Origin of the sequence: Arenibacterium halophilum, assembly GCF_005938225.1 — a bacterium.
Classification (GTDB): Bacteria; Pseudomonadota; Alphaproteobacteria; order Rhodobacterales; family Rhodobacteraceae; genus Arenibacterium; species Arenibacterium halophilum.
This window is the reverse complement of the sequence record NZ_VCPC01000002.1, coordinates 650,524-671,299: the sequence shown is the minus strand read 5'-3', so window position 1 is coordinate 671,299 and position 20,776 is coordinate 650,524. Positions and strand designations below refer to the sequence as shown.

The 20,776-nt window shown below is 61.1% G+C and carries 17 protein-coding genes and 1 pseudogene; 9 read left to right on the top strand and 9 right to left on the bottom strand.

Annotated features, from left to right (window positions below; translation table 11 throughout):
* The first annotated feature begins 265 nt into the window (after positions 1–265).
* Positions 266–826 (top strand): RNA polymerase sigma factor, encoded by a 561-nt coding sequence (locus FGK64_RS09980; RefSeq protein WP_246057722.1) that lies wholly within the window; start codon positions 266–268, stop codon positions 824–826.
* 101 nt (positions 827–927) lie between these two features.
* Here the strand turns inward: FGK64_RS09980 and FGK64_RS09975 are convergent, their stop codons facing one another.
* Complete coding sequence (locus FGK64_RS09975) at positions 928–1,506, bottom strand: hypothetical protein (RefSeq protein WP_138863653.1); 579 nt, start codon at positions 1,504–1,506, stop codon at positions 928–930.
* 140 nt (positions 1,507–1,646) lie between these two features.
* On the opposite strand from FGK64_RS09975, the gene FGK64_RS09970 reads away from it, so the two are divergent.
* Positions 1,647–2,795 carry a S8 family serine peptidase gene (locus tag FGK64_RS09970; protein ID WP_138863652.1) on the top strand — a complete coding sequence of 383 codons (1,149 nt, stop codon included), beginning with the start codon at positions 1,647–1,649 and terminating at the stop codon, positions 2,793–2,795.
* 4 nt (positions 2,796–2,799) lie between these two features.
* Here FGK64_RS09970 and FGK64_RS09965 read toward each other — a convergent pair whose 3' ends face one another.
* The gene (locus FGK64_RS09965) at positions 2,800–4,308 is read right to left on the bottom strand and encodes a bifunctional AfsR/SARP family transcriptional regulator/alpha/beta hydrolase (RefSeq protein WP_246057721.1); all 1,509 of its coding nucleotides are present in this window, start codon (positions 4,306–4,308) and stop codon (positions 2,800–2,802) included.
* Between the two features lie 119 nt (positions 4,309–4,427).
* Positions 4,428–4,781, bottom strand: coding sequence for a hypothetical protein (locus FGK64_RS09960; protein WP_138863651.1), 354 nt, complete (start codon positions 4,779–4,781; stop codon positions 4,428–4,430).
* Positions 4,782–5,058: 277 nt separating this feature from the next.
* On the opposite strand from FGK64_RS09960, the pseudogene FGK64_RS09955 reads away from it, so the two are divergent.
* Positions 5,059–6,245: pseudogene (locus FGK64_RS09955) on the top strand (IS3 family transposase).
* A gap of 171 nt (positions 6,246–6,416) precedes the next feature.
* On the opposite strand, the gene FGK64_RS22720 reads toward FGK64_RS09955, so the two are convergent.
* The 3 genes from FGK64_RS22720 to FGK64_RS22800 all read right to left on the bottom strand — a co-directional run bounded on the left by FGK64_RS22720 (position 6,417) and on the right by FGK64_RS22800 (position 13,593).
* The gene (locus FGK64_RS22720; protein ID WP_138863650.1) at positions 6,417–12,119 is read right to left on the bottom strand and encodes a calcium-binding protein; all 5,703 of its coding nucleotides are present in this window, start codon (positions 12,117–12,119) and stop codon (positions 6,417–6,419) included.
* A 476-nt stretch (positions 12,120–12,595) separates the two neighbouring features.
* On the bottom strand, positions 12,596–13,066 hold the full coding sequence (locus tag FGK64_RS09945) for a phage terminase small subunit P27 family (RefSeq protein ID WP_138863649.1): 471 nt from the start codon (positions 13,064–13,066) through the stop codon (positions 12,596–12,598).
* On the bottom strand, positions 13,066–13,593 hold the full coding sequence (locus FGK64_RS22800) for a site-specific DNA-methyltransferase (RefSeq protein ID WP_210236557.1): 528 nt from the start codon (positions 13,591–13,593) through the stop codon (positions 13,066–13,068). Before FGK64_RS22800 ends, FGK64_RS09945 begins: the two co-directional genes overlap by 1 nt.
* Positions 13,594–14,050: 457 nt before the next feature.
* Between FGK64_RS22800 and FGK64_RS09935 the strand changes: the two genes are divergently transcribed.
* The 6 genes from FGK64_RS09935 (at position 14,051) to FGK64_RS09910 (ending at position 18,472) form a co-directional block, all read left to right on the top strand.
* Positions 14,051–14,530, top strand: a complete 480-nt coding sequence (locus FGK64_RS09935; protein ID WP_138863648.1) for a hypothetical protein — start codon at positions 14,051–14,053, stop codon at positions 14,528–14,530.
* A gap of 142 nt (positions 14,531–14,672) precedes the next feature.
* A complete protein-coding gene (locus tag FGK64_RS09930; RefSeq protein WP_138863647.1) occupies positions 14,673–15,068 on the top strand; it encodes a hypothetical protein in 396 nt (131 codons plus the stop codon).
* Positions 15,069–15,128: 60 nt separating this feature from the next.
* On the top strand, positions 15,129–15,347 hold the full coding sequence (locus tag FGK64_RS09925; RefSeq protein ID WP_138863646.1) for a hypothetical protein: 219 nt from the start codon (positions 15,129–15,131) through the stop codon (positions 15,345–15,347).
* Complete coding sequence (locus FGK64_RS09920) at positions 15,344–16,756, top strand: TolC family protein (RefSeq protein WP_138863645.1); 1,413 nt, start codon at positions 15,344–15,346, stop codon at positions 16,754–16,756. The genes FGK64_RS09925 and FGK64_RS09920 overlap by 4 nt, the downstream gene beginning before the upstream one ends.
* Complete coding sequence (locus tag FGK64_RS09915) at positions 16,753–18,105, top strand: multicopper oxidase family protein (RefSeq protein WP_138863644.1); 1,353 nt, start codon at positions 16,753–16,755, stop codon at positions 18,103–18,105. Before FGK64_RS09920 ends, FGK64_RS09915 begins: the two co-directional genes overlap by 4 nt.
* Before the next feature lie 61 nt (positions 18,106–18,166).
* Complete coding sequence (locus FGK64_RS09910) at positions 18,167–18,472, top strand: copper-binding protein (RefSeq protein ID WP_138863643.1); 306 nt, start codon at positions 18,167–18,169, stop codon at positions 18,470–18,472.
* Between the two features lie 33 nt (positions 18,473–18,505).
* Here FGK64_RS09910 and FGK64_RS09905 read toward each other — a convergent pair whose 3' ends face one another.
* From FGK64_RS09905 to FGK64_RS09895, 3 genes are read right to left on the bottom strand one after another with little or no spacing between them, the layout of a single operon-like run.
* Positions 18,506–18,934: a c-type cytochrome gene (locus FGK64_RS09905; RefSeq protein ID WP_138863642.1), complete on the bottom strand. Its 429-nt coding sequence runs from the start codon at positions 18,932–18,934 to the stop codon at positions 18,506–18,508.
* Positions 18,931–19,365, bottom strand: coding sequence for a c-type cytochrome (locus FGK64_RS09900; RefSeq protein ID WP_138863641.1), 435 nt, complete (start codon positions 19,363–19,365; stop codon positions 18,931–18,933). The genes FGK64_RS09905 and FGK64_RS09900 overlap by 4 nt, the downstream gene beginning before the upstream one ends.
* Before the next feature lie 24 nt (positions 19,366–19,389).
* Entirely contained in the window at positions 19,390–20,769 is a 1,380-nt protein-coding gene (locus tag FGK64_RS09895) for a multicopper oxidase family protein (RefSeq protein WP_138863640.1), read from the bottom strand.
* Positions 20,770–20,776: the final 7 nt, after the last annotated feature.

Below are 20,776 nucleotides of genomic sequence, written 5' to 3'. Positions count from 1 at the left end.
TGCGCAAATTACAACGCTGGTGACAACGCTGGCGTCAACGCGCGCGCGCGAAACGGGATGAGTTATCGATGTCGCACGGCGCCTGCGCCCGTGCCCTGTCCGGTTATTGAACCGACAGCGAAGAGGGAGGGACAGGCCTGTGACCCGGCGACAGACCAGACCCATCGACGGGCCGTCGTCCGCTTCGACGGTTTCGTTGAGGGTCGTGACCAATCCCGAATTCGCGGAGCGGGCGGCACCCGGCCCACATCCGCGCGACTCTCACGTGCAAGACGGACCCCTGCGGGACGGCGATGTTGACCTTATCGACCGCATCGGGCGCGGAGACAGAACGGCGATGAGGGCGTTTTACGACCGCCACCAAGCCGGGCTGCACCGCTTTATCCGTCTCCGCATCGGCGATGCCATCGAGGCGTCGGATATCCTGCAAGAGACGTTTCTTGAGGTCTGGCGCAACGCAGTCCGCTTTCGCGGGGCCTCCGCGCCCAGGACCTGGCTATATGGGATCGCGCGCAACAAGGCCGTGGATCGCCTGCGCCGAAGCCGCCGCACTACGCTGCGCGACCTTCCCGACGACACCATCCCCGACGAGGCGCCCTCGCCCCTTGCTGTGATTGAGGCCGCGTCGGACGCCGAGCGCCTGCGCGCCTGCATCGGCAAGCTGACCCCGGCGCAGCAGGCCGCAGTCCGGTTGACGTTTTTCGAAGATCTGTCCTACCCCGAGGCGGCCACGGTCGAAGGTGTGCCCGTCGGCACCATCAAGACGCGGATTCACCACGCGAAGAAACTGCTGATGCACTGCCTGACGCGGGACGCAGCAATTTGACCTTCCCGTTTTGCAGGTCGTGTCGCCCCTCCCCAAGGGGGCGACGGCAAGGCCCTTGGGCGTCGTCGCATACCCTTGTGTCAGTTACTGGCGACCAACGGTCAGTTGCCCTGAATGCTTTCCACCACGCCCGTGGCGGATCGCATCCGCACCAACGCCGCATCGCGCGCGGCCTCGTCTGCGAACCCGAGCGTCCACAGCCCCAGCGCACTCGGCCCGCCGGTCATCGTGGCGCCAGCGGCGAGCAATACCGCGCGGACCTGCGCCTCGGTCGCGCCCGGCGCAAAGGCGACGGTTGCGGATACGCCTTTTACGGTGCCTGTCGCGGTGACGTAGCCGCCGCCCGATCCGGCAACAAAGGCCGGCACGACAGCGAATTGCCACAGCAGGACAGCCGCAACCGCGCTGGCCGCGGCCACCTGCCAGGCAGGCCAGCGCGCCGGAAACGAGGTGCGGTCAATCGAACGTTCGAGCCGCGCCCAGCCAAGCGCGCCCGGCGGAGACTCTGTGGTCGCATCGGCCAGCGCCGCCTTGGCCCCGCGCATCAGGGCGATGTCGGCGGCAAGATGCGGATCGTGTTCGGCGGCCGCCTCGATCCGGGCGGAAACCTCGGGCGCGGCGCGTCCGGCGATATGGTCAAGCAGGTCGTCGTCGCCTGGGAAATCCGTATTTTGTGCCATGGCTGGGGCTCCTCTGTGGTCTTGTGGCGGGCCGCGTCCGGCCTGCCTGTCTTTCTTCGTCGCGCCAGTTGGTGCAACGGTTCAATCGTCGGGAAAAATTTTCCGGCGGAACGCATCCTCAACAGGAAAGGATCAGCACCGTGATCCGGCTTGCCGCATTCTTCGCTCTTCTCGCCTGTCCTGCCCTTGCGCAGGGTGTCGTGCTTGATCCGCCACCCGCCGAGGTCATCGCCGCGGACGCAGGCACCCTCTACGATACCACAAGCCTCGTCGTGCTGACCGACAGCGCCGCCAGCGCCGACCGCCTGACAAGTGTCGCGACCTTCGATCTGCTAAGCCGCGAAACGCTGGAAGGACTGGGGCAGGAAATGCTGGTGTTCCGCCTGCCGCCCGACGTCAGTGGCGCGGAGGCGATCCGGCAGATCGAAACGATCGAGCCGGGCGCGACTGCTGGCGTCAATCACGCCTATAGCGCGCCAGTTGCCGCGTCATTGCCCAAGGGCCGCGAATACGCAAATGCGCTGATCGGCTGGCCAGAGGCGGGCTGCGCCGCGCAAGTCCCGATTGGGACCCTTGATACCGACATCGATCCCAAGGCGATGGGCCTTGCCGGCGTCGATATCGTGCGGCGTCAGTTCGTCGCCGCTGGCAGAGATACCGCCCACGGCACCGCCATCGCCCAGCTCATCGCCGGACCGGGGCGGCTGACCGGGGCACGTCTGTATCATGCGGCGGTGATCGGACGAACCGAGGGCGGCGCCCCTGCGGCCGGGGTCGATACGCTGGTGCGCGCGCTCGACTGGATGCAGGACAGCGGCGTCGGGATCGTCAATGTCAGCTTGGCCGGACCGTACAACAAGATACTTGACCGCGCAGTTCAAGCGGCCGAACGGCGCGGTCTGATCGTCGTGGCGGCGGTGGGCAATACCGGCCGGGACGGCCCGCCGCGCTATCCCGCCGCCTTCCGCCAGACAATCGGGGTGACCGCGCTTGACGCCGCCCTCGCGCTATACGCGGAGGCGCCGGAAGGCGGGCATGTCGACATCGCTGCGCCGGGCGTGGACGTTTTCGTGCCGCGCGACGGTGGCGTGTATCTGTCGGGCACCTCGGTGGCCGCGCCCTTCGTCACGGCCTTGCTCGCCGCCGATCCCATGGCAGCCCGGCTGGGGTCTGCCGCTGCGGCACGCGACTGGCTCGCAAGCCGTGCCCGCGACCTGGGCGCGCCGGGACCGGATCGCCTGTTTGGCAGCGGACTGGTTCAGGTTCGGAACGGGTGCGGCGCCGGTTGAGGCGTCAGATGCCGTGTTCGGCAAGAAACCGGCCGATGGCCAGGTAGGCCTTGCGCCACGCCGGTTCGTGGTCAAGCAGAATGTGGTTCTTGCTTTCCAGCACGACGAATTGCGCGTCGGGAATGGCCGAGGCGATGGCGCGTCCCATGTCCAGAGGGATGCGCTGATCGTGGCGCGAGTGCAGAACCAGCGTCGGCACGCGCACCTGCGCCAGCCGGTCGCGCACGTCGATGTGGCCGAACGCGTCCTGAAACCGTGCCGCATTGTCGGGCGATGCGGTCTGACGCTGGAAGTCGTCGAACCAGTCAAGCACCTCGGGTCCGGCGTCGGGCATGAAGGTTTTCGAAAAGATGTGCCGATAGGCCGGGTTGTCGGTGCCCCAGCCCAGTTTGGTCAGCGTCAGAACCGCCTCGCGCCGCGCCTGTTCCTCGGGGCTGGCCAGATGGCGCCAACCGGCGGCATAGCCTCCGAACAGGATCAGGCCCGAAACACGCTCGGGGTGGCGCACGGCGTATTCGATGGACACTGCACAGCCTTGCGAAATGCCAAGCAGGGGGAAACGCTCAAGACCCAGCTTGTCCGCCACCGCTTCGAGGTCCGACACGAAGGCATCGAACCCAAGGTCGGCGACATCCCAGTCCGACAGGCCACAGCCGCGTTCGTCGTAACGGATGAAGCTGCGAAAGCGGGCAAGCTCGGCGAAACTGCGGCCCCAGATCGGGCTGGCCCAGTCGAACTCCAGATGGTTGAGCCAGTTCGCCGCCTTCAGCAGCGGCGGTCCGTCCCCGACCGAGGCAAAGGCGATCTTGGCGCCGTCTTCGGCCTCGCAGAAACCGATGCGTTGCGATTTCAGGGCATTCCTGCGCGCCCGCGCCGCATGGTCAGGCCGCCCGGCGGGTTTGTTCTGGGTCCGATTGGACGGCGCAGCGGAATCGTCAACCATGTTGGCGGAAGGATCAGCCGCGCGCCACAACTTGCGCCACTTGTCAGCCGCTGGCCCGGCATCGGGGTGCGCAGCAAGCCGACGCAACACGTCGAGTCGGGCAAGGCGGGCATCCTCCCGCTCGGCCATCAGCCAGGCGGCAAAGTCGTCGTCGCCAGCATTGTCGAGCCCGTCAAGAAATACGCCCTCCAACTGGCCGGCCATCACCTCGAGATCCGCAAACGGCACCCCTCCCCCGGCTTCTGCGAGCCTTGCGTAAATCTGATGCGTATCCACCCGAACGCAATCCTTGACGAAAGCCACCCTTTCGCGATCGGCCGCGATCCGCGACCGGCCCGGCGTATCGACCACCTTGCGCAGCTTTGTCATCGCCCAACGCAGCGCCGCCCTCGGATCGCTGGGAAGATCCCAGAGCAGGTCGCACAGCCGTTCGCGCCGATGCGGCCGACCTGTCGCAACCAGAAAGCCCAGCAAGGCGCGTGCCTTGCGTGACGCGGGCAGCACCATTTCATTGCCTGAAGAGACCACGCGCAGATCGCCAAGCAGAAAAACTTCAAGGTCCGCGGTCAAGGTCTCGCTCCGGATTGGTCACCAGTTATCGATGCGACTGAAGCATCTGTCTATGACGAGCCAAAGTCGAGTGCCAACACGTGTGGTAAACCCACGCGACCACGCGGCGCGCCTCGGATTTAACCGGAAAAAATGAAGGCGTTCACCGACGATCCAGAAATTTTCCTATTCCTGGCGCACGCCGCAGGTCCCGAAGCTCGGTGGCGGCTATCGGGCGCCGAATGAGGCAAGATACATGCCGCGGCCTCGATACATGCAGCGCCCGTATTCATGTCGATCTTGACCCGGTGCGGGTGCGGCAGAGTGTTGATTTTAAGAATCATACGTCGGTTCAGCACCTGCTCCCACTCGATCTTGTAGTGCGCCGCTGTGTTCAGCCATTCGTCGGCGCACGCCTTGTTCTGCCGATGCGTGTCCGCCAGCGATTCGGCAAACAGGTGTTCGACGCGATGCTGAACTTTAGCTGCATTCACCGCCAGAGCACGTACGATTGCCTAGGCTATCAGAACGCTGTCATTGCGCGCCCCGTCCCGGGCGGTGAACTTGCGACAGGCCTCGTCGAGGTGCTGTCAGACGAACGCGAACCGATGTGTGCATTGACGGTGACCCGAGCCCCGTATCTTCCTCCAATTTGAGGTAGAGGCCGCTCCAACCAGGAGACGGACACTGAAGCGTTCAAGGTTTACGGATTGGAGCTGGGACCGTGGCCCCAGTGGGGCCGCGGAAGCCCATCGGGGCCAGATCGTAGGGATGCTGAAGGAGCAGGAGGCGGGCATGGCGAAGGCCGATGTCTGCCGCAAGCACGGGGTCAGCGCGGCGACGTTCTACAAATACAAGGCGCAGTTCGGCGGGTTCGAGGTGTTGGATGCCTGGCGGTTAAAGGCGCTCGGGGACGAGAACTCGAAGCTGAAGAAGCTGCTGGCGAAAACGATGCTGGACAATGCGATTTTGAAGGATGTCGCCTCGCGAAAGTGGTAGCGATGCGGCCATTTCCGCCATTGGTCCGAGGACAATGGACGCATCCGTGAAGCGGGAAGCGGTGGCACATGTCGTGGCGGTCCACGGGGTGAGCCAGCGTCGGGCGTGCCGGGCCCTGGCGGTGGATCGGTCGAGCGTGCGCTATCGCAGCCTGCAACAGGATGATGCTGAGGCGAGGACTGCGATGAAGGCAGTGGCAGCCGAGCGGCGGCGGTTTGGCTATCGGCGCATCCATGTGATGCTGGAACGGCAGGGGATCGTCCTTCTCAGCAGATTTGGCTTTGCCAAACCGCCTGCCCGGCAATGGATGAACCTGAAGAAGCTCAGGCGGCTCTACCGCGAGGATGGAGGAGGATCAGGAAGCGGTCCGGGGGAACGTTTCCCCGACGACCCTCCAAGTGTGCCGCTGCGGCGGCCGGAAGCGGGTCCTGGGAACGCGCAGGCCGATGCTGGTGCCGGATGCCCCCAACCAGCGCTGGAGGCTCGACTTCGTCAGTGATGCGCTGACGGATGGCCGCCGGTTCCGGGTTCTGGCCGTGGTCGACGACTACAGCCGGGAGTGCCTGGCGCTGGTGGCGGACACGTCGCTCTTTGGCCTGCGCGTCGTGCGCGAGCTCGATGCGTTGATTTTGCGCCGCGGCCAGCCTGCAATGGTGGTTTCGGACAATGGACCGGAACTGACCTCGATGACTGTCCTGAGCTGGTGCCAGCGCAAAGGCGTCGAATGGCACAACATCGCTCCAGGAAAGCCCATGCAGAATGGCTTCGTCGAAAGCTTCAACGGGCGTTTCCGGGATGAGTTTCTCAACGAAACGCTGTTCTCGTCTCTGACCGATGCCCGCGAACAGATCCGGATATGGCAGCACGACTACAAATACCACCGCCCTCACTCGGAACTGGGGAACATCACGCCTGCCGAGTTCGTGGCAAAGAAGGGGCTGGCAATGCGCGCCGCATAGGCCCAGACATCAACCTGCGGACTCTCCCGGAAACCGGAGGAGAGTCGGGTCTCAGATCACTTTGGAGTAGTGAAATGGGGAGCGTCTGGCCATTGGGAGAGCCTACGGCCCATCTGCCTCTTTCAACTTCGTTTCTTCTGACAAGACCGTGAAACTTGCTTATCCGACCTACTACAAAATGAAATCTTGAGCCGTAAGTGAATAGACGCGGTCTAGGTTTATCCGCATTTCGATCGTATTGATATCAGCGTCGAGGTTAATCAGAATCGAAGTAGCACTCGATCCGTTTGCCTCGAAACGGATTTGCCCCGCACTCGAGAAAGCACGATCCTCGATAAATGCAAGCTCTTGCACACCGGCAACCGACACATCTCCGTCAATCAAGGAAAGGTCGATCTTATCGGAGCCCAGCACGCTGAAGTTATTGATCCAATCCGCGTCGTAATACCCGTTGGCGCTGTCTTGTGCCGTTTCAAAAACGAATGTATCGTGGCCCAACCCACCATCCAGCGTGTCACGGCCCAATCCTCCGATCAGGGTGTCAGCCCCCGCTTCCCCATTCAGAATGTCGTCTCCGCCCATACCTCTGAGAGTATTTGCGGCCGAATTACCAGTTAACGTGTTTGCAAGGCGGTTTCCGGTTCCATCGACGGATTTCGAGCCGAACAGCGTCAGCCTTTCGATTTCTTCGTCAAGCGAGAAATTGACCGTAGACCGAATTTCGTCCAGACCTTCGCCATAGAGCTCGATCACCACATCACGTATATTGTCTACGAGGTATATGTCATTCCCACCACCGCCGATAAGAAGGTCGGCACCGGCTTTCCCGTCAAGCACATTATTCGCGCCGTTGCCCCAGATCGTATTGTCCAAAGCATTGCCACCAGCGTCCAAAGTTCCATTTCCGCTCAATCTTAGAATTTCAACATTGGCGTCCAGCAGATAGCTGACTGTGGAAATCACCTCGTCTGTGCCTTCTCCGGCTAATTCGACCACTTCATCGCCTGATGAGTCCACGTAGTAGATATCGTTTCCACTACCGCCTGCCATGGTGTCATCACCCACTCCGCCATCAAGTATATCGGCACCATTTCCGCCGTTCAGCGCATCATTACCCGCATAACCGCGCAGTGAATCACTACCATTGCCACCGGTCAGTCTGTTCGCTGCGCCAGTGCCAAGGAGAACGTTGTCTTCAGAGTTGCCTGTTCCGTCGATCGCGCCATTTCCAGTCAGTTCAAGATCTTCGATGTTTGCACCTAGAACGAACGACACAGACGAACGCACCAAGTCAACACCTTGATTGCTCTTTTCGACTATGACATCGCCGATGTTATCTACAACGTAGGTGTCATCGCCCGCGCGACCGATCATACGGTCAGCACCTGCAGCACCGTTCAGCGTATTATCGCCCGAGTTACCTTGAATTCGGTTGTCGAGCGCATTCCCAGTGCCATCCAGGTTTTCGTCGCCCTGCAGGCGGAGGCGTTCAAAATTTGCACCAAGCGTGGTCGAGAAATATGTGATCCATTCGTCAATGCCAGCATCAGCGTTTTCATATCCGTAGGTCGCCGCAGTGCGGGCGACGTAGGTATCATTCCCGCTACCACCGTGCAAAGTATTTCGCCCACCCGAACCGCCATCCAGCCGGTTATTCCCGTCATTTCCGTGTATCGTGCTGTCAAATGCTCCACCGTATCCACGCAGATTTCCGCTCCCGGTCAGGTGCAGAACTTCGATCACATCTTCCATTTTAAAGTTGACACCGGAGTAGACTGTATCCGTGCCTTCGCCGAGCTTTTCGATCACAACATCTTTGCCGTGATCGACGTAGTATGTGTCGTTCCCCGTGCCTCCTATCATGCGGTCGGCCAAAAGGCCTCCATCCAGTGTGTCGTTACCGTCATTGCCGGTCAGCGTGTTACGACCACCATTCCCATAAATGACATTCGAAGCCGCGTTGCCAGTTCCGTCAATGTGGGCTTCACCGGTCAGCGTAAGGTGCTCGACGTTTTCGCCAAGCGCGTAGTCAACCGATGCGATTACCGTATCGGTTCCGGCATTTTCATGTTCGACAACCACGTCACCGGCATTGTCCACATAATAGAAATCGTTACCCGCGAGCCCGCTCATGGTGTCGGCCCCGACTTTTCCGTCCAGAACGTTATCGTAGCGGTTTCCCGTCAGATCGTTGCGACCGCCATTGCCTACTCCGGCACGGGCATTGCTTGTTTCAAGAAGGACGAGGTTTTCAACCCCCTTCCCAAGGGTGAAATCAATCATCGCGTTGACCGTATCGACGCCTTTGCGTTCGACAATCCGGTCTTTGAGGTTGTCCACGACATAGGTATCGTTTCCGCCGCCGCCGACCATCCTGTCGGCACCGGTTCCGCCATCCAGAAGATCGTTACCATTTCCCCCCTTCAACACATCATCATCATTGCCGCCAAAAAGGCTGTCGCTCCCGGTCCCGCCGACCAGCGAGTCGAATCCGGAATTTCCGCGAAGGATGTCGCTGCCCCGATTGCCTGAAATCGTGTTGTCGTAAGAGTTACCATTTATCTCGTCAGCGGACCGCGAACCGGTCGCATTGATCGCCTCATAGCCCGTCAGCGTAAGGACTTCTGTGTTCGCGAACATCGAGATTGAAATGCTGCTGAAAACTTCATCGCGGCCTTCGCCGTCAAGCTCCACTACGCTGTCGCCTGAATCGTCGACGACGTAGACGTCGTCTCCGCCGCCGCCAATCATGGTATCAGCGCCCACTCTCCCATCCAAGCGGTTCGCCGAACCATTACCAGTTATCTTGTTGGAAAACTCGTTTCCGGTACCGTCAATAGCGTCACCTCCGACAAGAATGAGGTCTTCAATGTAGGCACCAAGACTGGTCGAAAAAAACGCCCTCACGATATCATGTCCACCATCTGCAACATCAGATGCGGTTCCTCCGCTTCGCAGAATGTAGACATCATCGCCTAATCCGCCGTACAGCCGATCATAGCCGCCGGCCCCGCCATCCAGGCGATTATCCCCATCGTTCCCATAAATCGAATTGTTGTAGCGATTGCCCGTTGCATTCAGGTCGCTTTCGCCCGTCAGCGTCAGATTTTCCAGATTGCGCCCAAGGGTGAAGGTGATCGACGCATAGACGTGATCGGTGCCACCGTTCCGGCGCTCAACGACTTGGTCTCCCTGACTGTCGACCACATATGAATCGTCATCGCTCCCTCCCGTCATGGTATCGGCCCCAAGACCACCATCCAGATAGTCTCGTCCGGCATACCCATACAGATCGTTGTTCCCCGCATTGCCAATGATACGGTTGCCGTTGTCGTTGCCCTTCCCGCTTAGATTGGCGGCGCCCAGCAAAGTCAGGTTCTCGAGAGACCAATCCAGCGAAAAGTTGATATGCGCCCTCACCGTATCAATGCCACCGTAGAGCGTCTCGATAATCACATCTGAAGCCGAATCCACAACATAGGTGTCATTGCCCGACCCGCCCAGCAACAAGTCGTGCCCGGCGCCGCCATCGAGCCAGTCGTTGTATCGGCCGCCACGCAACGTGTCGTCGCCCTCGCCGCCATTCATCACCGATGCACCCGCGGTCCCGGCGTATATCCTGTCGTCGCCACCATTTCCGAACACCGCCTTTTCGTTCGTGCCGGTCAAGGTGATGTCATCGTTAAATTCGCCGTAAACGCTCGTCCCGCGGATATTGTGCGTCTCGACCACTGGCGCGGCACCACCTAGGATCCTGACCTCTGTCGCAAGATCGACAAAGGTATTCCCGACCAAGCCCAGAGGTTCCAGTAGAACCTCGCGCAAGGCAACAAACTCGGGATTTTCCAGATCGAACCCGTTGTCTGCGCCTACGGACTCGACAAGGCTCAAAACCGTTGCAAAAAATGCGATCTGATCTGCACCGTCGCCGTCCGGTGCTATTGCGGCGAAATCGGCCAGCATCGTTTCGGCAGAGCCGACCATGTAGAGCGTATCGGTCTCAACCGAATAGGTCAGACCGGACAGAACCCCGGCAAACGGCCCCTGCAACAAAAGCCTCGCCGCAGCTGAATTTACAACCGACTGCCACGCGCCCGTCAGCGCAGCAACGGCCTCGGCCGGGGGATTGGTTACACCGTTCACATCAAACGGTGTGCCCGTGATCACCTCCAGCGTCGCAAGAACCCGCCCGTCAAAATTCTCGCCACGGCCATTGCGGTCTTCGTTGAAGGTGCCAAGCCACCGGAACACGATTTCCTCGATCAGGCCGCTGGCTTCGATGATCTGATCGGGAGTGATCTCCATCAGTTTTTTGACGCGACGCGCCAAAGCCGCATCGGTTTCCATTGCCACATGCAGATCGGCTATGTCGCCATAGCCTCGCAGGTTGGGCAACGCTTTGATACTATCCGAAACGCTACCCACACTCAAACTGCGACTATTGACATTGTCAAAGTCGAACCAGACATCGGCAATTTCGAAACTTTTGCCGTTATCCGTTGTATAGACACCCTTCTCAGAAATCAGATTTGCTCCGGCATTGAAATTGACCGTTGTAAAATTCAGATCAATACTGGCGATATCAAAAGCCGACAGGCGCAGCAATTCCCCAGAGTCAGTCTGCCCATTGCTGTTGGCATCCTGCCAGACGCGCAATTTTCGCCATTGGGCATCATTCGCATCCAGAACGGAGTCGCCATTCGTATCCAAAGCGGCCATGGCGTCGAAACCAGAGGTGAATTCGTCGCCAAACAACTCGGTCACGTTGTTGATATTACCGTCGCCATTCCAGTCTGCGGCCAAGAACCCATCCTGTGCTGACAGCCAGCCCGATGACTCGGCAAACCCGTCGTTATCGAAATCGAACCGGACATTTGCGTCCGCGCGGCTGACGAGTTGAACGCCATCACCATTCAGGTCAAGCACGATGGGATCGCGCAGCCGCGGGATCGAATCCTCGATGGCCTGCTCGAACCAATCGCGCAAGCCCTCTAGCCAATCGCCCACCTTCCCGGTGGCGTCTCCCACCGCATCGCCCAGTTTTTTCAGGCCCTCGCCCAGCTTCTCCAGCGCCTCATCCGGATTCTTGGGCAGCGCGTCAGAGAGATCCTTCAGTTTTTCTTTCACCTTACCGACGAGGTCATCCAGATCCTGTCCAAGCCCAAGGTCACGCACGGCATCATCGGCCGCATCTGCCAGCTTTTTCTTGGCGGCCTCATACCCCTTCTTAAAGTCGTCAATCAGCTCAGCGGCTTTTGCAGGAGCCTTATCTATGGCTTCTGCCAAGTCTTTCAGCCTTTGCTCGCCCCAATCTGTAATGGAATCTGCTGCATCTCCTATTGCTGCGGCCGTTGCATCCCACGCTTCTTTGATTACAGGCCCCGAACCTTCGATGAAATCGCCAATTTTATCTTTAACTGGATCAAGTAGCTCGCTTTCATCCACACCAATGGTAATGACCGTACCAAGGAGGATCGCGGCCAAGACCGGGCTCCCAACTGTTACACCGGCTCCGGCAAGCGCGGCTACCGCATAAGGAGCTACCGCGCCCGCCAACGCACCAACTCCAGCCCCAACAGCGACGTCCACAATACTGTCAATCATCCGCCGGTCGCTGCCTTCGAATTGATTATCTAAGAACGCGGTGCCCAGATTGAAGACGCCTGACATAACCTTTGCCGGGAGTGTCGCCTGAAGAAATCTCCCTGGGTTTTTGGGCATGTCTTCCAATGCCCTATCCATAAGAATATCAAGAGTAGTGACGTAGCTGTTAAGCATGGTAGATATGCCGGCAGCGGCTACGGCTTTACTGGTACTATCGATTTCATTCTGAGCCAGTGCATTGCGCATGGACTTGGTGGAAATATATGTCATGGACAAATCCTTGGATTTCGCATCAAAAAATATGGCGAAACGCAATGATCGACCCGCCCCCGCACTCCAGGAGACGCGACTACATAGACAGTGTCAATCACAGACTTGGATATTTTTCTTGGGCGCGAGTGATCCCTCCGGTTCCGCTACAATCGGTGACAAATTTCAAGCGGTGATTGTCAGATTCGGCGGAAATGCCATCATGCAGCTTGATGCAATCAGACGAATGCGAACCGGACTCTGCAAGGACGGAGCGGTTGCATTTGATGCGGCACCGAATTGACAGCAATCTGAGAGAGCGGTGGCGCGGGTCAGCTAGATGTGCTGACCAAAGGTCAAATTGCGCTCAAGGTCAAAAATGCCTGTCAACTCAAGCTCCGACCGCTGCTTTCCTCTGCTAACTCCGCATTCATTCCAAGCAAGGCATTGGCGGTTCGCAACCTTACCGACTTCGCTGGCTTTCAACATCAAGCCGATCAATTCGCGCCACGAGGTTCCTTACGTTGGACACGTGCCACTGCCCACCGCGGCGGGTGAGTATGCCTCATCCGCGAGCGAGAAGAGGGTGTCAGGCCCAGTTCGACCATGTACTTCGCCATCAACTCCATATGTTGGTTGCTGATCGTCACCCAAGGCGAGAGCTGAATGTACCCCGAGGGCATCTTCAGCAGCGTCGGTGTCCCGGCCAGCTTCTTCTCCGCCTCCACCCATTTGCCATAGGCCTGGCAGTAAGCCGCGAGCGCAGTACGATCCGCCTGCGTGAGCAAGCCGATCCGGTGCAGCCCCCCGGCGAGACGCTTCCATTCCGCCTTGGCCGTGGGCGACAGATGTGAAGGACAGGTCGGCCGCGCTGCCGACGGCTTCGGCTCGTGGCCGTTGATCGGGCGCTTGCCGGGGTTGCCCTCGATCAGTTTCAGCGCCGTGGGTTTGGGTTTGCGTCCGCGCATCAACTCACCTCAGGCCCCGGGTTGGTCGCGTAAGGACGTGGCAGTTTGCCATGTTTTGTTGGGGGGACGCCGCGGATACCCCCCATGCCAATTTCGCGGGCGTGGGAGTTTGCCTCCCCGCGCCGTCCCCGCTCGCGCGCCACCTCGTCGAATGTCATCCCGGCCCCCTCGATCGTCGCCACTTGCTCGGTAAAGGCCTGCCATCGCAGCACCGCCACATCGACATAGGCCGGGTCCAGTTCCATGGCATGGCAGACCCGTTGGCAGGACTGCGCCGCGATAAAGGTCGTCCCCGACCCCGAGAAGGGTTCATAAAGCTGATGGCGATCTTGAACGTTGACGCGGATGACATCCGCTCTTCGCACTGGCCTCCCGAAATCATGGGAGACGTTTTCCCGACCTCCTGCGCGATTGTGCAGACGACACGCTCTCGTGCCGATGCCGAAAATGCGGATGTCACCATCATCAAGTACTTCACCGCCTGTCTCCCTTTGCTTACTTAGGTGTACGGGGCTGTAGGTGTCCAAGTCGTATTGAGACTGTTGCAAACACGATTTGGCATTGCGATAGAATCGGAGGCTGGCGCGTGTTCAGCGAGGAAAAAGCTTATAGATTCTCGCAATATGCAGCGAGATGGCGTAAATGCCAGACCAAGTGAGAGTATTGTGCCATTGGCTGCTTTTGCCGATTGGTAAACGGTATTTTCCACTAGGGAGATAATGAAAGAATGTCCCCAGGTGTCCCTGTCAGCTCAGGCGCAGGCCGAGGGGACTGTTATCCCGGAGACGGAGACCGTACTGCCTAGTCGGCTCGCCAACCGGAAACTTCGCCAAGCGCCCGCTCAAGCTGCGCCCGCGCTTCACATTCGCTCACCAAGGCATCGAGCCAACAGGGCTGCTGCCAGCCCCGCCCGCGACCAGGGCGTCGATAGCCACACCGGCCAGCAGCATCTTCCGAACCACGTCCGGTGCGGTCCTCCGCGCTATGCTGATCCGCGTCTATGGCTGGGCCCGTCAGCTCAAATCCAGCACCCAGGTATCCGACATTGCTAGGAAGGAGAAACTTCTCGGGTCCTATATCAGAACCCGTGCTCAGCTCGCCTTTCTGTCCCCGAAGATACAATCCGCAATGCTCAAGGGCTACCAACCGGCCGATCTAACCCTGAAGCGTTTGGTCAGCATAACAATTCCCCTAGACTGGTCCGAACAGGAACGTCTCTTCGGTTTTGATGATCGTTCTTATCTCCGGTTGCGGTCACACCGGTACGGCCAAAATGCCTGGATCGACTCGCCGCCTCCGGATCATGGCCGCTGCCAAACCAGGCACCGCAAGAGTGGTCATAACCCCTCCACAGCAACCTTGGAAAGCCTGACGAAAAACGCAGCCAAAGGCCGCATCAAGCGAACCAGTACCGCGGTCGCGAGCAAATGCTTTTCAACAGAATGGGCGGAAAACGGTCGTTAGCTGCATTGAGCAAGAAGGGCTGTTTATCCGATCAGTAGAAAGGGCGTTCAAAGTGGTGTTTCTGGTCGTAGTGCCGGAACGTGCCAAGCTGATGCGCTTGTGACTTGTCACGGTGGCCAGCCTATAAGATGATGCGATCACAATGACGAAATACCTGCTCGCACTGTTCCTGGCGTTGACCGGGCTGATGATGGTGATCGCTCCGGTCGCCGTCATGGCCATGTCCGGCACCATGCTGTGCGAACAGCGGGCAAATCTTACCATGGGTCACGCCGCGCACCAGCCTGCGACTGCCGCAATGGATCATTCCCACCATGGAGCGGACCAAGGCATACATGAGCTGGTCGCGACTTCGGATGAAGCCTCGACGGACTCGGCCCCTAAATGCTGTGACCACGCCTGCGTGGCTGAGCTGACGGTGATGCCCATGGTGCTGGGCAGTGGCCGGATCGCATCGAGTGCGCCGCATGACCTGTCATCGTCCGACCTGACCGAACTGGCGCGCCCGAACGGGCTGCGACGACCTCCGAAGGCGTGATCGAGCTGTCGTAGGGCGCTTTCCGGCGCCCGCTCTGCCGATCCCTTCCGGAGACCCATCATGAAGTTCCTTTTGGCGGCCGCCGTGCCGCTGGCGCTTGTGGGCTGCACTCAGCCGTTCGAGCCCCCTCTAGCCGACCCGCTCACGCGGGCCGCTGATCCAATGACCGCACGCGCCGCCCCGACCGGGCCCGCTGTCACGCATACCTCACGGGCCATCGAGGCGCCGGGTGACTGGCGCCAGCTGAACGACGCGCAGGCGCCGGGAGGGTCGTCATGAAAAGACCCCTCAAGATGGCAGCGGCACTTCTGCCGCTGGCCCTTGCGGCCTGCGCGGATGCAGGGCTGGTCGGCCGGGCCTCGGCCCCCGGCGCGGGGTTCCCGCTGGTGTCCAGCGGGGCAAAACAGGCCACCGGCGCATCGGGCGTCTGGGCGCAATCGGCTGCCGAACTGGCCGCGAACGAGGCCCGGGCCCGCGCCCTGGTGCACCGCAAGACCATCGGACCCGACACGGCCGTGCAGGTGGCGCTGATGAACAACCGCGGTCTCCAGGCCGCCTATGCCGATCTGGGCCTCTCGGCGGCGGATCTCTGGGAGGTCGCGCTTGGCCCGGTGCCGTCGTTCGGCGTCACCATCTCGGGCATCGGCGAGGTCGGGCTGGCCCGCTCGCTCGAGGCGGTGGTGACGGGCGCGATCCTCGATGCGGCGACCGTGAAGCCCCGCCGGGCGATTGCGCAGACAAAGTTCCAGCAAGCGCAGTTCGCCGCCCTCGGGGCGACCATCGCGCTGGCGACCGAGACGCGTCAGGCGTGGATCGACGCGGTCGCGGCCTTCGAGGCCGCCGCGCTGATCGGGCGGGCGCAGGGCACGGCTGATGCCGCATCGGAACTTGCCGCCGAACTGGGGCGCACCGGGGCAATGAACCGGGCCGATCAGGCGCGGGAGCATGTGTTTACTGCCGAACTCGCCGCCGAACGCGCCGATGCCCGGCTGGAGGCGCAGTTGGCGAAGGAGAGGCTGACCCGGCTCATGGGGCTTTGGGGTGCGGATATCGACTTCTATGTTCCGGATCGCCTGCCAGGTCTGCCCGGTCGCCGACCGGGCCGGTCGGATATCGAGAAGCTGGCGCTCGAGCACCGCACCGACCTCGCCATTGGACGACTTGAGCTGACATCCATCGCGCAGGAATACCGGCTGGAAGGTCAGACGCGGATGCTCTCGGATATAGAGATCACCGCGGGCGCCGAGGTCGAGCGGTCAAACACGCCCACGGGACGCGAGACGGAGACCTCGCGCGTTCTTGAGGCGAGCTTCGAGATCCCGCTCTATGATACCGGAAAGTTGATCAACCGCCGTGGAGAGCTGGTCTACATGCGCGCGGCGAACGAACTGGCGCAGGCGGCGGTGAACGCCCGGTCCGAGGCGCGTTCGGCCCATGCTGCCGTTACCGGCAAATACAACATCGCCCGACACTGGCGCGACGAGGTGCTGCCGCTGCGCCGCACGATAGATGAGGAGGCGCTGAAGTCGTACAACGGCATGCTCACCTCGACGTTTGAGCTGATCACCGACGCCCGCGAGGGCCTTGAAGCCGAACTCAGCTATGCCGAGGCAAAGGCCGACTACTGGCACGCCGAGGCAGCCATGACCGCCGCCATCTGGGGTGGTGCGACAGGAGGTGTAGAATGAACCGCAGACAACTTCTTGCCGGCGGGGCCGGCCTTGCCATGGCCTCGGCCGCTCAGGCCCAGACCCGGTTCCGGGACCTTCCTGAAGCCGCCAGCTATGACAGCCCGAACACGCAGGTTCCGCCGCGCCCGTCCAACGGACCGGACTACAACCCGGTCGTCACCCTGAACGGCTGGTCGCTGCCCTGGCGCATGAACGGCAATGTGAAGGAGTTCCACCTGGTTGCCGAGCCGGTCGAAAGGATCATGGCCAACGGCATGATGGCGCGGCTCTGGGGCTACAACGGCCAGTCCACCGGCCCGACCATCGAGGCGGTGGAGGGAGAGCGGGTGCGCATCTACGTCACCAACCGCCTGCCCGAACACACCTCCGTGCATTGGCACGGGCTGATCCTGCCCTCGGGGATGGATGGTGTCGGCGGCCTGTCGCACCCGGCGATCCCGCCGGGCAAAACCTTCGTCTATGAATTCGACCTGACCAAGTCCGGGACCTTCATGTATCACCCGCACGCGGATGAGATGGTGCAGATGGCCATGGGGATGATGGGCCTTTTCATCGTGCACCCGCGCGATCCGGCCTACATGCCGGTGGATCGGGATTTCGCCTTCCTGCTCGCGGCCTACGACATCGACCCGGGCACCTACATCCCGCGCGTGGCCGAGATGACCAACTTCAACATGTGGACCTGGAACAGCCGGATCTTCCCGGACATCGACCCGCTGGTCGTCAACAAGGGGGATCGCGTCAGGGTTCGCTGCGGCAACCTGACGATGACGAACCACCCCATCCACATGCACGGCTATGACTTCGAGGTCACCTGCACCGACGGTGGCTGGGTGCCAGAGTCGGCCCGCTGGCCCGAGGTGTCCATCGACATTCCCGTCGGCGCCATGCGCGCCTATGAATTCGACGCAGTGCACGAAGGCGACTGGGCCATCCACTGCCACAAGTCGCACCACACTATGAACGCCATGGGCCATGACCTGCCCACATTCATCGGGGCCGACAAGCGAAAGCTGACCGGCATGATCCGGAAGGAAACGCGCGGCTACATGCCCATGGGCACCGCCGGCATGGCCGACATGGGCGAAATGTCGATGGAGCTGCCCGACAACACGATTCCGATGATGACCGGCTGGGGCCCCTACGGCCCGCTTGAGATGGGCGGCATGTTCTCTGTCGTGAAGGTCCGCGAAGGTATCGCGCCCGGCGATTACTCTGATCCCGGCTGGTATGAAAACCCGCCGGGCACCGAAGCCTGGGAATGGACCGGCGAACTTCCCGAGGAGGCCCGCAACGACCGCCCCGACACCATCATCTCTCCCCGCGATCATGTGCGTCGCGGCTGATTTCCCCCCGGCGCCCGGCCTGTCCGGTCGCGTCCACTCTTGTCTTGAAAGGACACCCCGTATGAAAACCCTGATGACCCTTGCTTTCGCTCTCTTCGCCACCACCGCCGTCGCAGAGGGCACCCATTCCGGCGATCACGGCGACATGGAGATGAGCATGGGCACGATTACCAAGATCGACACCCAGTGGAACCGCCTGACCATTGACCACGGCCCGCTGGCCAACCTCGAGATGGACGCAATGACAATGGTCTTCGAAGTCGCCGACCCCGCGATGCTCGAAGGCCTGTCCGAAGGTCAGGAGGTCGAGTTCACGGCCGATCGCGTGAAAGGCAAGCTGACCGTGACCGAGATCATGAGCGAATGAGACATATCAGAGGGGCTGCGTCGTTGTAGCCCCTCATTGCGACGCATGTGTTTGCTGGCTCTGCACCTCCTGCGCCCGCTCGGGCCAGGTCGACCGGATGAAGGCGAGGATATCGAGCGCCTCGTCTTCGGTTAGCGTCCCCTCGAAGGCAGGCATCCCGCTCTTGAACCCTGTGACACCCCGGGCCTCCATCGCGGCCTGGCCACCCTTCAGCGTGTATTCCAGAAGGAGCGGCGTGTCGTGGTGCCAGGTGTGGCCGGTCACATCATGCGGAGGTGCGGGCAGGATGCCGTCCTCTCCGGGCGTGCGCCAGTCGGGCTGACCTTCGAGATCGGCACCATGACAGGACGCGCAAGCCTCGGCATAGAGAGCGGCACCGGCGTCAATATCTCGATCCGTAAGCCGGTGTTCAGCCTGCGCCACCGTTGCAGCGCAGGCGAACAGAGCTGTCACCAGCCTCATTTCGCGCGGAAGTCCGCGTGGCACGCACTGCAGGCTTTCCCGATCTGCTGCATCGCCGGTCCGAGGTCGGTCGAAGTCTGGATGGTGCCGACCAGCCCGCCCGAAATCTCTTCGAGGTCCGTCGCGCGCGCCGTGAATGTGTCGAAGTTGTCCCAGATCACCGGCAGGGCCTCGGATTTCGGATCGAGCGCCTTGTTTTCGAAGAGTGACGGGATATAGCCCGCCTCCTCGGAGATCTTGCCCAACGCTGCGTTAAGGGCCTCCGGGTCGAAAGTGGTCTGACCTTTGGCCATGCTGCCGATGGCCTTCATCTGCTTGGCCAGCTCCGACATGCCCATCATGCGGTTCATCACATCAGGGTCCTTCACGCCACTATGGGCAAAGGCCGCGGTTCCGGCAGCGATAAGAGCGATGGCGATGTATTTTTTCATGTTCATTCCGTCCTGTTGGGGGGGTCAGCTTACATTGATCCAGGTTGTCATGCCGGACGCCGCATGGGCGAGCATGTGACAGTGGAACAGCCACTTGCCGGGATTATCAGCGACAAAGGCGATTTCCAGCGGGTCATTCGGCTGGCTGAGGATCGTGTCGCGCATCGGGCCGAATGTGCCATCGCTGTAAACCTGACGAAAGTGCATTCCGTGCAGATGCATGGCGTGCGGAAAAGCGGTGTCATTCATCAACGTGAGATGAACAGTTTCACCAAGGGACAGGCTGGCAAAGGGTGTGTCGCTCATTCCGCTTTGCCCTGACAAAGCCCAGAACTGCCCGCGCCCCGCCAACTCGCGGAAGTTGGTGTCTCGGCCTTCAAATCGGGCCGACGCCATGCCTGACATTGCTCCGCCCTGCATTGCCATCGTCAGCCGCTGGGCGCTGTCGAGTTGAGGCAGGTCCATGCGTGGGTTGGGCGGCAACGCGGCGGGCGCGTCGCGCGCATCGGTACTGGCGGCGCCCGTGACGGGCATTCGTACCAGCACTTCCCAGCTGTCGTCGCCGGCGGGGTGCAGCAACGCGGCCTCCTTTCCGTCGCTCGCGGTCACATCGACAATCAGGTCGATCCTTTGCGCCGGTGCAAGAACCATGTCGCCGCTGACCGGTTCGGGCTTGGCCAACGGCATTCCGTCCAGCGCAACCATCCAGCCTTGCATCCCGTGCAGCCGCAAAACGAAGATCCGCGCATTGGCCCCGTTGATCAGCCGCAGGCGCAACCGTTCGTTGGGACGTGTCTCCAGGACGGGATCATAGGTGCCGTTGGCCCCCAGCAGGTTGCCGATACGGCCCGCGTGGCTAAGGTGCATGGGGTGGCGCATCGGCTCAATGAGCTGGGCATCTTCGGGGTTCAGTAGCCAGTCGTCGAACAGGATCACCTCGTCCCGATCCACGTCAGGCGGGGTGGACTCCTCTACGATAAGCGCCCCGGCCAGCCCTCGGGCCACCTGTTCCATCGAGTTGGTATGAGCGTGGTACCAATACGTGCCCGCATCGGGTACCGAAAAGTCGTAGTCGAATGTCCCTCCGGGCGGCACGGCATCCTGGGTGAGTCCCGCAACGCCGTCCATTGCATTGTCGATGCGAATGCCATGCCAATGGATTGTCGTTGATACCGGCAAGTCGTTTACCAGGCGGCGGGTCACACGCCCGCCCTGAGGCACACGCAGCACCGGACCGGGCAAAGCGCCGTCATAGGTCCAGACCTTGGTCGCAGCGTATTTCGGCGGGGCGATCTGAGCAGTGGCGACGCGGGCTGTCAGGGTCTCTGGTGCCGCCGCCCGAACTGGAAGGGTCGCCAAGCCTGCCGTCCCCGCCATAGCGCCGCAGAAGGCGCGTCTTGTCATGCGTAAG

Excerpts from the sequence above, each read along its gene's own strand:
- FGK64_RS09905 (WP_138863642.1), bottom strand. The coding sequence starts at position 18,934 with ATGAGGCTGGTGACAGCTCTGTTCGCCTGCGCTGCAACGGTGGCGCAG.
- FGK64_RS09925 (WP_138863646.1), top strand. The coding sequence starts at position 15,129 with ATGAAGTTCCTTTTGGCGGCCGCCGTGCCGCTGGCGCTTGTGGGCTGC.
- FGK64_RS09935 (WP_138863648.1), top strand. The coding sequence starts at position 14,051 with ATGCTGATCCGCGTCTATGGCTGGGCCCGTCAGCTCAAATCCAGCACC.
- FGK64_RS09930 (WP_138863647.1), top strand. The coding sequence starts at position 14,673 with ATGACGAAATACCTGCTCGCACTGTTCCTGGCGTTGACCGGGCTGATG.
- FGK64_RS09900 (WP_138863641.1), bottom strand. The coding sequence starts at position 19,365 with ATGAAAAAATACATCGCCATCGCTCTTATCGCTGCCGGAACCGCGGCC.
- FGK64_RS09975 (WP_138863653.1), bottom strand. The coding sequence starts at position 1,506 with ATGGCACAAAATACGGATTTCCCAGGCGACGACGACCTGCTTGACCAT.
- FGK64_RS22720 (WP_138863650.1), bottom strand. The coding sequence starts at position 12,119 with ATGACATATATTTCCACCAAGTCCATGCGCAATGCACTGGCTCAGAAT.
- FGK64_RS09910 (WP_138863643.1), top strand. The coding sequence starts at position 18,167 with ATGAAAACCCTGATGACCCTTGCTTTCGCTCTCTTCGCCACCACCGCC.
- FGK64_RS09915 (WP_138863644.1), top strand. The coding sequence starts at position 16,753 with ATGAACCGCAGACAACTTCTTGCCGGCGGGGCCGGCCTTGCCATGGCC.
- FGK64_RS09895 (WP_138863640.1), bottom strand. The coding sequence starts at position 20,769 with ATGACAAGACGCGCCTTCTGCGGCGCTATGGCGGGGACGGCAGGCTTG.
- FGK64_RS09945 (WP_138863649.1), bottom strand. The coding sequence starts at position 13,066 with ATGCGCGGACGCAAACCCAAACCCACGGCGCTGAAACTGATCGAGGGC.
- FGK64_RS09920 (WP_138863645.1), top strand. The coding sequence starts at position 15,344 with ATGAAAAGACCCCTCAAGATGGCAGCGGCACTTCTGCCGCTGGCCCTT.